7 protein-coding genes are annotated in these 12112 nt (G+C 72.0%); 4 read left to right on the top strand and 3 right to left on the bottom strand.

The genetic code is table 11. From position 1 onward, the window contains the following. Nucleotides 1-6: 6 nt before the first annotated feature. The 4 genes from ACFWUY_RS10080 to ACFWUY_RS10065 all read left to right on the top strand — a co-directional run bounded on the left by ACFWUY_RS10080 (nucleotide 7) and on the right by ACFWUY_RS10065 (nucleotide 4302). Nucleotides 7-678, top strand: coding sequence for a hypothetical protein (locus ACFWUY_RS10080; RefSeq protein ID WP_384104712.1), 672 nt, complete (start codon nucleotides 7-9; stop codon nucleotides 676-678). A gap of 92 nt (nucleotides 679-770) precedes the next feature. Beyond that, on the top strand, nucleotides 771-1253 hold the full coding sequence (locus tag ACFWUY_RS10075) for a MarR family winged helix-turn-helix transcriptional regulator (RefSeq protein WP_384104709.1): 483 nt from the start codon (nucleotides 771-773) through the stop codon (nucleotides 1251-1253). 288 nt (nucleotides 1254-1541) lie between these two features. After that, nucleotides 1542-3146: a DHA2 family efflux MFS transporter permease subunit gene (locus tag ACFWUY_RS10070; RefSeq protein ID WP_384104706.1), complete on the top strand. Its 1605-nt coding sequence runs from the start codon at nucleotides 1542-1544 to the stop codon at nucleotides 3144-3146. A gap of 43 nt (nucleotides 3147-3189) precedes the next feature. Then, the gene (locus ACFWUY_RS10065; protein ID WP_384104701.1) at nucleotides 3190-4302 is read left to right on the top strand and encodes a DUF6183 family protein; all 1113 of its coding nucleotides are present in this window, start codon (nucleotides 3190-3192) and stop codon (nucleotides 4300-4302) included. A gap of 50 nt (nucleotides 4303-4352) precedes the next feature. On the opposite strand, the gene ACFWUY_RS10060 is transcribed toward ACFWUY_RS10065, so the two are convergent. The 3 genes from ACFWUY_RS10060 to ACFWUY_RS10050 form a co-directional block, all read right to left on the bottom strand. Then, complete coding sequence (locus ACFWUY_RS10060) at nucleotides 4353-5861, bottom strand: right-handed parallel beta-helix repeat-containing protein (RefSeq protein ID WP_384104693.1); 1509 nt, start codon at nucleotides 5859-5861, stop codon at nucleotides 4353-4355. Between the two features lie 170 nt (nucleotides 5862-6031). Next, nucleotides 6032-7123, bottom strand: coding sequence for a hypothetical protein (locus ACFWUY_RS10055; protein ID WP_384104687.1), 1092 nt, complete (start codon nucleotides 7121-7123; stop codon nucleotides 6032-6034). A 33-nt stretch (nucleotides 7124-7156) separates the two neighbouring features. Beyond that, the gene (locus tag ACFWUY_RS10050) at nucleotides 7157-11956 is read right to left on the bottom strand and encodes a DUF6531 domain-containing protein (protein WP_384104684.1); all 4800 of its coding nucleotides are present in this window, start codon (nucleotides 11954-11956) and stop codon (nucleotides 7157-7159) included. Nucleotides 11957-12112: the final 156 nt, after the last annotated feature.

Raw genomic sequence — 12112 nt, 5'->3', positions numbered from 1 at the left:
ACGAACGTGAAGACGAAGAAGAAGACGAAGCTGACCTGCCTCGCGGCGTGTGCCGTCGTCGCGCTGGCCGTGGGGACGGTCGCCTGTACGTCCGACGGGGGCCCGCCGACCGACGGGGCGAAGAACGCGACGGTCGTCACGGCGTGCGAGAACGGCACGTACACGTGGTCCGACGTCGACGAGCGCGACGTCCTGACGGCCGTCTCCCCGAAGCAGCGGCTCGCCGCGGGAGGCGGCCTGCTGACGCACGAGCTGAAGCGGCTCCACACGCCCCGTACCGCCGTCACCTCCGAGAAGGGACCGCGAGTCGACGCGGAGGCCGCGCTTCGCTCGCTGGGCGTCCGCATCGGGGACACGGACGCGATCGAGACCGAGGATTACGCGTTCGCCGACGTGCACCGGCCGGCGCAGCATCTCGAGAAGAACAGCACCAGCGTCGACGGCGGCGGGACCTTCGTGGGCTACGCGTGGGTACGACAGGTCACCGCCGACTTCCAGTACGCCTGCGGGAACGGTGAGCGGACGGTGGGCCGGGCGATCAGTTGGACGACCGACGGCTCGGGCGTCCTGGAGTGCTCCGAGAACCTCGTCGACGCCGACCCGGGGGACCCGGCTCCGATGGCGGCCGGCCTGTCCTGCGGCCCCGACGCACCGGCCGCCGGGACCGCTCGGAGCTGAGACGGGACAGCGGGGCAGCCGGACCAGCCGGACAGCGGCATGCCGGGATAGCTATGTTGACATAGCTATCCCGGCATACCTACAGTGGCGGCGTGCCTGTGAACCGAGCGTCCGACGAAGACATCCACCGCGTGGCCTCCGGGCTCGTGGCATGCCTTCCCGCGCTGGCCCGGGCCGTCGAGCGACGGGTGGACCTGGACGACACGCACCCCAAGCCCGCCAAGCCGTCCGAGGCCCAGCTCGCACTGCTGCGCCACGTCGCGGCGTGCGACGGGATCACCGTGCGCGATGCCGCCGAAGCCCTGCTGATGAAGCCGAACAACGTCAGCGCGCTGGTCGGGCAGCTCACCGAGCAGGGACTGCTCGAACGTCGGCAGGACCCGGCCGACAAGCGGGTCGCGCACCTGCACCTCACCGCCACCGCCCGGCGGGAGATCGCCGAGGTGGAGCACCTCATGGGCACCCACGTCGCACGCGCCCTGCGCGCCCTGAGCGACGGAGAGCTGGACGCGCTCGGCTCCGCGCTGGGTGCCCTCAGCTCACTCAACCTGCGGCTTCACCGCCCCGCGCACTGATCAGGCGCGCCGGCCCGTGACGGGCGGGCGACCCGTGACGGGCGGGCGACCCGACCGAAGACGCCGGCGAGCACCCGCGGATCCCCGCGGACGTCTGCGAGCGTCCGCGGCCACCCACGAGTACCACTCCGACAGCGTTCCGCCCTGCCACGCGCCGGGCGGAACGCCGGTCGCGTGTGCCGCGAGCGGGTGCGGCGGCGCGCTCTCCCCTCGTACGGCCGACACATCCCCACACCCCCCCCGTCGCTCCCCGACACCCTCCTGACACACGTAAGGACAGGCACTGCCATGCCCTCCGTAACCTCCGCCGCGCCGCCGACCGAGGCCCCCGCCGCGGCCCGAGCCGGCGGACCTCGCTCCAACCCGTGGCTGACTCTCGTCGCCGTCGCCTTCGGCCTCTTCATGGTCGGCCTCGACGGCTCCGTCGTCGCCATCGCCAACCCCGAGATCGGCCGTGACCTGGGCGCCTCCACCGCCAACCTGCAGTGGGTCACCAACTCCTACCTCCTGGCGCTCGCCGCCGCGCTGATCCTCGGCGGCAAGCTGGGTGACCGGTTCGGTCGCCGCACCTTCTACCTGGTCGGCGTCGCCGGGTTCACCCTCGCCTCCGTCGCCATCGGTCTGGCGGGATCCATCGAGGGCGTCATCGCCTTCCGCGCCCTCCAGGGCTTCTTCGGCGCCCTGCTCATGCCGAACACCCTGGCTCTGCTCCGCGCCGTCTTCCCCCCGAAGAAGTTCGGCATGGCGGTCGGCATCTGGGCCATGGTCTCGTCCGTCTCCACCGCTCTCGGGCCGATCGTCGGCGGCCTCCTCGTCGAGCACGTCAACTGGGAGTCGGTCTTCTACATCAACGCCCCCATCGGTGTGATCGCGCTGGTCTTCAGCATGGCCGTCCTGCCGCAGAGCCGGAACGCCGCCGCCGCGAGCGAGAAGTTCGACCTGGCCGGTGTCGTCCTCCTCGCCGCGGGCCTGCTCGGCGTCGTCTTCGGCGTCGTCAAGGGCGAGACCTGGGGCTGGACCTCTCCCGGCACCCTGGGTGCCATCGTGGCCGGTGCGGCGGTCCTGGTGCTCTTCGGTCGGTACGAGACGCGGGTCGCCTCGCCGTTGCTGCCCATGCGGCTGTTCCGCAACCGCGCGCTCGCGATCGGCACGGTCATCACGGGTCTCAACTTCTTCGTCCTGCTCGGCGTGATCTTCTTCGTCATGATCTACCTGCAGAACGTGCGCGGCCTCTCCCCGGTCGAGGCGGGCGTGCGGACGCTGCCGCTGAGCCTGGCCTCCGTCGTCGCCTCCCCGCTGGGTGCCGTGCTCACCGAACGCTTCGGCCCCCGGCTCACCATGCCGCTCGGCATGGTGCTGCAGGGCGTCGCGTGCTTCGCGATGCTCGGCTGGGGTCCGGACTCCTCCCCCGCGGTGATGTGGCCGCCGTTCGTCGCGCTCGGTCTCGGCGTCGGCATGGTGATGGCGTCCTCCTCCGACGCCATCGTGGGCAACGCGCCCGTCAGGGACGGCGGCGTCGCCGGCGGCCTCCAGGCCACCGCCCTCCAGATCGGCGGGGCGCTCGGCACCTCCGTCCTCGTCTCCCTGATCAGCAGCCGCGTCGGTACGACGCTGACCGGCGAACTCACCTCCGCCGGGGTCCCCGCGCCCATGGCCGAGGGCCTGCACGAGGCCAAGGACGCCGTCGCCATGGGGGTCGCCCCCGTGACCGCCGACATGGCCGCGGGGCTCAAGGAGGCCGTCACCGAGGGAAGTCACCAGGCCTTCATGAACGGCGTGCACACCTCGGTGCTCGTCGCGGGCGTCCTCTGCGTCGTCGGAGCCGTGCTCGCCGCCGCCGGGGTACGTCGGCGCGCCGCCGAGGACGGCCACCTCCAGGAGGCGGCCGGCTGATCACGTGACCGCGCCCGGGGTCGAAGCCATAGGGTGACTCCCTGTGAAGGATGACGCGCGCGAGCTCGCACGGCTCGCATGGGAACAGGCCGGACCGCGGGCGCGGCAGGGCGACACGGCGTACGTACGGGAGTTGGGCGGGCGGCTCGCCGAGGGGCTCGAGGCCGCCGCCGAGCAGGTACGGACGTACGCGGACGCCCTCGCGCGCGTGGTGCGGACGCTCGCCCTCACCCCCGGCCGGGACAGCCTCGTCCAGCTGATCCGTCTCCTCGACGAGCACGGCCCGTTCGGCCGCTTCGGGACGGACGCGCGCTTCGTCGCGTCCCTCCTCGCCGAGGCGCAGGAGCCCGCCGACCTGGCCGAGCTCCTGTACGACCGGCCGGAGCGGGACGAGCTCGACGAGCTGCGGGCGTGCCTGTTCCAGGAACTGCTCCTGCGGGGCGTGGACACGGAGGCCTTCCGGCCGCTGCGCGCCTGGCCCGTCGTAGGGCCGAGCCGGCACCCTCTGTCGTGGCTCCCGCCGACCCTCCGTCCGTTCGAGACCGGCGCGACCTTCCCCCACCGCTCGATCGACGGCGGGTCGGGAGAAGGGTGGACGGGACTCAGCACCGTGGAACGCCTGGACCCGCCGACCCCCCGTACGACCGCGCGCTCGCCGCTCCGGAACGTCGCCACCGTCGACGTGCACGAGAGCATCGTCGCGGCCACCTCCGCGGGCGAGTTCGGCCACTACGACGCCTGGGTCTTCGCCCTGGACGCGCCCCTGGACCCGGCGCTCGTGCCCACCCTCGTCCCCACCCTGCCGATGCCGTGCGTGGCGGACCTCGGCCCCACCGCCCGCTTCGAGATCGTCCGCCGCCCGGTGGCGGACATCTGGCGGATCCTCTTCGGCACGGCGTCGATGGGCGGCGTGTACGGCCGGGGCGTCCAGGGCGCGTACGGGCGGCGGTCCACCTGGTGGTCCCTCGCGGGACTCGCGGGCGCCCCTCCCGGCGCGACCGCGGAGGAGGTGGAGCGCCACGCGCTGGAGAGCACGTGGTTCCACTTCGAGTGCGACACGGAGTGGTTCCACAACGAGATCCACGACTACGGGATCGCCGCCCTCTCCCCCGACCGCCGCCGGCTCGCGGTCCTGGCCGCGACGGACACCGACTAGGCTCCGCCGCGGCCCGCCCTCCTCGTCGCCCGCGGTCCCCGAACCGTCGCCTACAGCCCCGGGCCGTTGTAGGCGCCCCGGTGGGGCTTGGTGGTCGCGGACAGCGGGTTCGCCCAGTAGTCGCGGCCTCCGTTGCCGCTGATCACGGAGCCGTTGTGCAGAGCGGGTGACGTGGACCGCAGCTTGTAGCCGTCGACGGAGTGGATCGTGTCGCCTCCGGTGCCCGGGCTCACGAAGTGCGGGTCGCCGACGATGCCGTTGGCGGTGGGCCTGGGTACGCCCTGGAAGACGTTCCACAGCCAGGTGATCCCGGGCCCCGTGGGCAGTCGGGAGTCGCCGGTCCCCACCCAGATGTTGTTCTCGACGACGCTTTCCTCGGGCAGCGTGACGCTGAACTTCCTGTCCGTGCAGTAGAAGACGTTGTTGTACATGTGCAGCGCGGAACGGCCGGCGGTGACGCTGCTCATCCGGCAGTCGTTCTCGGAGATGTTGTAGCGGATGACCTGCTTGGCGCCGCCGATGGTGCCGCAGCCGTCGCAGTCGAGGAAGAAGCCGCCGATGTTGTCGCGGCTGAAGTTGTACTGGATCGTGCAGGTGCCGGTGTTTCCCCAGTCGCAGTCGAACGCCTGGCTGTCGGCGACGGACATCCGGGTGATCCCGTACACGGCGTTCTTCTGGATGGTCGGGTCGCGGTCGCCGAGCACCCATATGCCGGCGAAGTTGCCGCCGGAGAACGGGTACACGCCGTTGCCGACGCCGGAGGCGTTGTTGTACTGGATCATCGGCGTGTCGGCGTAGCTGGCGATGATGCCGTCGCCGCCGACGTCCTTGATGACGTTGTGCTCGATCAGCACTCCGGTGCCCTTGACCGCCATGGCGCCGACGCGGATCTTGAGGCCGCCGCCGCCCGTGTTGCTGATCTGGTTGTGGTGCACGTGGACGTCGTTGAGGGTGGAGTTCGTGCCGCTCGCGCCGGTGACGATGCCGGCCGACTGGACGAAGTCCTCGGTGGTCGGGCTGTTCTTGTTCGTCTGGCCGGCCACGCGGTCGACGACGAGGTTGCCGACGTCGAACCCCCGGTGCGCCGTTCCGTCGGTGGCGGAGATCCGCAGACCGGTGCGACGGGCGAGGGAGGCGGCGGGGTTGGTCAGCCGGAGGTCGCCGACGCGCCAGTGGTCCTGGTTGGTCAGGGAGACGACGTCGGGGGCACCGTTCCCGTCGATCACGGGGAGTGCGCCGGTGCCGTAGCGGGTGAGGGTGATGGGGGCGGCGGCGGTTCCGCTGCCCTTGGGGGCGAGGGAACCGGTGCAGGTGGTGCCCGACGCGAAGGCGAGCGTGTCACCGGGGGCGTACGTCCGCGCGTTGGCCTGGGCGACGCTGTTGAACGGCGAGGCCTGGCTGCCGTCACCGGCGGCCGGACGCGAACAGTCGACGTGGGTGATGGTCGTCGCGGCCTCGGCGGGGACCCCGGTGAGGGTGACGCCGCCGGCGACAGCGAGGGCGAGGGCGACGAGCCCACCACCCGTCGCACGCCGTCCCGAGAATGCCCGAATGGCCATGAGGCAACCCCCTTCTGAAGGTCTGATGCCGCCAGAAGTTAGGTCCGGCCGATGATCGAGTCAACACATCCCTGTCGATTGATCGAATTTCGATCAAGGGGAGGATGTTCGGTCAACTCGCTTTCCACCCGGGCGTATTCGGTTGTCGGAACGGACGAAGGGGCATCGGCTCACTGGAAGCTGAGCCGGTGCGGATGGGCCGGATCGGTCGGGCAGGTGTGGACGCGCATGAGACCGCGGCCCAGGTAGACGCCGACCGGGCTGATCACCCGCGGGTCGTCCGCCGCCTCGCGGTCCTCCAGCGGAAGCCAGCTCCGCGAGGCGCCGTCGCACTCGACCGTGGCGACGGTGAGCAGGGGCGGCATCGGCGTCCCGCAGGCGGGGCAGTCCACCGGGCGCGGGTCGGTCAGGTGCCAGGAGGCGAAGCCGCCGACCTTCCAGCCCGGGGCGATCGAGAGGTCGCTCATGTAGTCGATCTCCTCGGGCTCCTGCGCGCGGGCGGCGGCCATGGCCGCTTCGTACTCCTCGTACGTCGCGTAGCTCGCGGGAGCGGAGGAGTCGTACGCGTCGTCCTCGTCCGCCTCGTCCTCCTCGTCGAGGAGGCCCTCCTCCCAGGCGTCGATCTCCTCCTGGAGCTCCTCCCCGAGGAGGCCGAGGTACTCGTGCTCGACGACCTGCTCCGGGTCGACGACGCAGGACGTGGGGACGCACTCCTCGCGGCCCGCGACCGGTGGTTCGGGCTGCGGGGCGAGGACCGCGCCGACCTCGGCCGACCGCCGCCACCTGAGCACCACGTCGACCGTCCGGTCGGGACCGTGGACCTCGAAGGGGCACCAGAACACCTGCAGCAGGTCGTGTCCCTCGGGGCCGACGAGGTCCGGCACGTCCCGGGTGTAGAGCTGGGCGACGGCCAGCATCGGCAGCGGGTCCTCGTCCCGGAGCTCCGGGACGTGCGTCCCGGAGGTCATCCCGTCGAGGATCCGCCGCTCCTCGTCGGTGAAGTCACGCCCCCGCGCCTCGTCCTGGATGCGCCGGCGGAGCCGTACGTCGGACAGGAGGTGCCCCCTGCCCTTGGGGTGTACGGCGGTGCACACCGGCCAGGGCTCGTCGGCCGGCCACAGCAGCGGGCCCGCCACCGAGCTCTCCTCCGGCTTCGCGGTGCCCTGCCGGGGATGGAGCCGGGTCGCCGTCCGCCGGTGGGCGGCGAGTGCGGGGAACACCGCTTCGATGTCGACGGGGCGCGGGGGCGTGGTGCGGGTCATGCGCGGATCCTCCAGGGCGGTTCGGATTCGATGCTATAGGCCGGGCACGGCGGTCCGGACGCCCGCCGCCGGGTTCTCCAGACTGTGGGTGAAGGAGAAGCCCTTGTTGCCGAACGCCGTGAACTCCAGCCGGATCGGGATCGGGTTGGTCCCCTCGTAGATCGGCTTGATGTGGTACTGCACGACTTCCTTGTTCTTCGTGACCTGGTCGAAGATGACCTGCTCCACCTGGTCGCGCTGGTCGGGCGAGTTGGTCGGGGTCTGGGTCTGGGTGACGAGGTTGTGCCAGGCCAGGCGCCCCTTGCCCGCACCGCCGAGCCGGTCGGCGAGGAGGTGGCCCCGGGCCTCGTTGAAGGCGGTGCCGTCGCCGCGCCAGCCCGGCGGCTTGAGCTTGCCCGCCTCCGTGCCCTTCTTCGCGTCGATGATCTCGGGCCGCAGGCAGGCGTAGACGCCGGTGGGCCTGCCGAGGGAGTCGAGCCGTCCGTAGCGGATCGAGCCGTCCCAGTCGTAGGCGTCCATCTGGCACCGCTTGGGCGCCAGCCCCAACGGGTCTGTCCACACCCACGGATTGACCACGTAGGTGGAGGGGTTGGGTGCGGGGGCGAGGCCCAGCGGGTCGGGACTCGTGAAGCGGGCGACGTCGGGGTCGTAGTGGCGGAAGTAGCTGGAGTGGAGTCCGGTCTCGGGGTCGGCGTACTGGCCGGGGAAGCGCAGGGGCGTGTACGCCGTGGCCGTGGTGGGCCATCCGGTGGTGCCCCAGGCCGTGGACCGGCTGCGCCAGGCCGTCTCCCCCTCGGAGGAGACCAGCTCGGTGGGCGTGCCGACCAGGTCGGTGACGACGGCGAAGAAGCGCGCGTCGACCTCGTCGTCGCCCAGCGGCCTGCGTTCGTACTGGACCAGCGGCCGGTGTCCCTCGTACTCCCAGGTGAGGATGGTGCCGGCGGTCTCGTCGTACTGCTCGACGAGGAGCGGCCCGTCCCAGGTGAAGCGGGTCGTCTCGACGACCGTGGTGCCGTCTGCGGCCATCCGGTGTTTGGCGCTGCGGCGGCCCAGCGGGTCGTAGGCGTAGGTCCACAGGGTGCCGTCGGGCGTGGTGCACGAGACGAGGCGGTCCTCGGCGTCGTAGCCGTACCGCCATACGTCGGGCTTGCGCGACAGGCGGGTGCGGCGGCGCAGGACGACCCGGCCGGCGGCGTCGTGCTCGTAGTGGACGCCGCCGGCCGAGACGAGGTGCGCTCCCTCGTACCGGCGCGCGCCGCGGGCCTCGGTGTGTCCGGCGGCCTCGGGCCACTCGGCGGAGGTCTGGTTGCCGGCGGCGTCGTACGCGTACCGCTCCACCCAGTCGGGTGCCTCGACGGTCAGCGGCCGGCCCACCGGGTCGAGGGTGATCCGCTTGTCCCGGCGTGCCCGGCCGCCCGCGCTCTCCCCCAGGGTCACGGGGTACCCGTCGGCCCGGTAGGCGTAGTCGCGGGCGCGCACCGGCTCCGGTGATCCGGGCGCGGACAGGGTCTGGCGGACCGGCCGGCCGATCCGGTCCCAGTCGGTGGTGAGCGTGGTGGCCGTCCCCGGGGCGCCCCAGCTGCGGGTGAGTTCGCGGCCGAGGGGGTCGTGGGTGAAGGTGAGCGCGTGCCCCCCGGTGATCAGGGCGACCCGGTCTCCCGCCGCGTCGTACAGGAGTTGGCTGATCGCGCCGGTCGGGGTGACGCGCGTGACGCGGCGTCCCGCCGTGTCGTAGGCGTGGCGGAGGGTGCGTCCGTCCACGGTCTCGGCGAGGGGACGGCCGAGCGCGTCCCGTTCGACGGTGAGCAGGGAGGTGGCGGTACGGGCTTCGACGAGCGCGCCGGAGCGGTCGTAGGCGTACCGGGTCACGGCGCCGTCGGCGTCCCGCGCCACCAGCCGGTCCATGGCGTCGTAGGTGTAGGTGACGGTCAGGCCGAGGGGCGTGGTGCGGGCGGTCAGCCGGTTCGCGGCGTCGTAGCCGTACGTGAGGGACCGGCCGTCGAAGTCGGTCTCCGCCTCGAGGCGTCCGGCCGCGTCGTACCGGTAGTGCCAGTCCTGTCCGAGGGGGTTGGTCACCCGGAGCAACCGCAACTCGGTGTCGTACCGCAGTTCGTGGCGGGCGCCGTCCGGTGCGAGGCGGGCGAGGGGCTTGTCGAAGGGGCCGTACTCGGTGGTCCAGACGCCGCCGGCGGCGTCGGTGTACGCCAGGCAGTTGCCCTCCGGGTCCCAGGTCCAGGACTCCCGCGAGCCGTCGGAGCCGGTCCGGGACCTCAGCCGGTCGTCGTGGTCCCAGTCGAACTCCTCGCGCCCGCCGGACGGGTCGGTGATCACGAGGGGCCGGCCCCGGTGGTCGCGCTCCACCGTGGCCACCCCGCCGTCGGATCCGGTGATCTCCACCGGGAGTCCGGCGCGGTCGGAGCGGATGCGGAGGGTGGCGCCCAGGGGGTCGCTGACGGAGGCGACGGCGCCCGTGGGGCCGTGGGTGAAACGGGTGACGGCTCCGTCGGGGCCTTCGGTGGAGGTGCAGTTGCCGTGGTCGTCGAAGGTCTGCCGCCACGGCGTGCCGTCGGCGGCGATCACTTCGAGGGGCAGGTTGCGCTCGTCGTAGCGGGCCGTCGCCGTGCTTCCGTCGGGCAGCCGGACCTCGACGAGGTTCCCCGCCTCGTCCCAGGTGAGCTCGGTGGTGTGGCCGAGCGGGTCGGTACGGCTGAGGGGCCGGTCGTACGGGTCCCACGTGAGGTGGGTGGTGTGGCCGAGGGGGTCGGTCTCCGCGACGACCTGGAGCCGGTCGTTGAGGACCAGGGTGGTGGTGGCGCCCGTGGAGTCGGTGTACCGCGTGATGCGGTGGCCGGTCTCGGGGTGGACCTCGTAGGCGAAGCGCGAGGAGAGGATGCCGTCGGGGCCCACGGTGCCGGCGACCCGGCCCTCGCCGTCGTAGACGTAGCGGAAGACGGTCCCGTTGCGGTCGGTCCACGACGTGATCCGGCTGTCGCCGTCGTACGTGAAGGACATGGCCGGGCCCTCGGGGCCCTCGGGGCCCGTCAGCCGGACGAGATCGCCCGACGGGGAGTAGGCGTAGCCCACGACCGTCGCCGGCTCCTCGGGCCCCCGGACGGCGAGGCCGGTGACGCGCGAGGCGTCGGCCGTGATCTGGAGGACGTAGCCGCCCGAGTGCGAGACGGCGGTCGGCGCGCCGTCGGAGCGGCGGGCGAAGCCGACGCGGTTGCCGTTGCGGTCCTCGATCGCGGACAGCCAGTAGGCGGTGGAGCTGCGGTAGGGGCTGCCGGTGTAGACGCGGACCTCGCCGCTGTGCGGGTCGTGGATCTCGTACGAGGTCTCGTCGCCGGCCACGCCGCCGTGCAGGAGCGGCAGACGGTCGCCCTCGAGGGGCAGGACCCGGTCGCCGTCCGGGCGGGGCAGGCGGGGGAAGACGAGCACCGCGCCGTCCTCGCGCGTCCAGACGGCGCCGCCGCCCGACGGGTCGACCTCGATCCTCTCGTCGAGGGTGGAGGCCCAACTGCGGCCGAACCAGTGGCCGTAGCGGTAGGTCGACACGTGGGTCCGGCGCAGGACGAGCGGCAGGACGCCGGGGAGCGTGATGTCGGTCTGGGGCAGCAGCATCTTGCCGGTGGCGACGTCGACGGGGTCGTTCTTGCAGACCGTCTTGTCGAGGGAGACGCCGTGGGTGCGCGGGTCGTCCTTGGCGTCGCTCACGGAGTTGGGCCGCGTCCGGACGTCGTCGCCGCGGTCCTTGTGTTGCGGGCCGTTCCCCTTGCCGCCGGTGTCGTCGTGGTCGCCCTTGCGCTGGCGGGCGAAGCGGTCGCGCAGGGTGTCGTCGGTGTTCTTGTGGTCGACCGAGATCTGCTTGACGGCCTTGGGCAGTGTCTGGCCGACGTGGTCGCCGATGTTTTTGGCGGCCTTGGTGAGCGCCTCGAGCGCCTTGTCGGCGACCGGGTCGATCGCGTCGGCGATCGAGTCCCGGCCCCGGGTCCGGCCGTGCGCGGTCTTCGCCTTGGTGAGCTTGCCGGCCGTTTTGCCGTGGATGCCGGCGCTGACGGTGTTGAGCTGGGTGGAGGCGTGGTCGTGCTCCTGGTGCTCGATGTGCAGGTTCTTCAGCCCGCTGCCGGACCCCTTGCCACCGCCTCCGCCGGCTCCGGTGGAGGCCAGGTTCATGGCCTCCTTGCCGGACTGCACCCCCTCCTTGAAACCGTCCTGCCCGGCGTCCTTGGTCTGGTCGAGGTCCACACCGTCCTGCAGCCCGATCGCCACCGCGCCGAGCTGCACGACCAGATCGGCCGCCATCCCCTCGAGGGCCGCCACCGCGGGCTCGGTCATCGCCGCGACGACGTAACCGACGGCCTCCTCCACGCACTCCTTGATCAGCCGCTTGATGACCTCCTGCGTGGCCCGCATCGACGCCGCGCCGATCAGCGCGGACAGGCCGCCCGTCACCGGGATCAGGGAGATCGCGATCCCGGCCTCCGCGGCCAGGTATCCGAGCTGTACGAGCGCCGCGAGCTTCATGCCCTCGATCGCCCCGGCGGCCGTGTCCAGCGCGCCGGCGATCGTGCGGGCGGCGCCGGCGATGTCCTTGATGTGCTTGGTCTTGACCTTCGCCCAGTGCTCGTTGAGCGCGTCCATCGACTCGCCCTGCCCCGAGGACAGCAGCCGCTCGAAGTGGTTGTTCGCGAGCTGGCCGTCGTCCTCCAGGTCCTCCGCGAACTCCCTGAGCGCGTCCGCCATCTCGCGGTACGCGTCCTCGTCCACGTTGGGCCAGGCCACTCCGATCAGATCGAGCAGCGTGTCCGCCCAGTCCGGCACCGTGACCGCCATGAAGCACTCCCCCGTGAAAACTGTTCGCAAACCCAAATAGTCATACCACGAGAGGTTTTGACGCCGCCTCCGCACCGGAAGCTCGCGTCATTCCCCGCGTACGGACGAAGAGTCGCCCGAAGGGCCGCGCGGTTCCGTACCGGGGACCGGCACGTC

Origin of the sequence: Streptomyces sp. NPDC058664, assembly GCF_042716635.1 — a bacterium.
Lineage (GTDB): Bacteria > Actinomycetota > Actinomycetes > Streptomycetales > Streptomycetaceae > Streptomyces.
The sequence above is the reverse complement of the archived record's forward strand: the minus strand, read 5'-3'. Positions and strand labels throughout refer to the sequence as shown.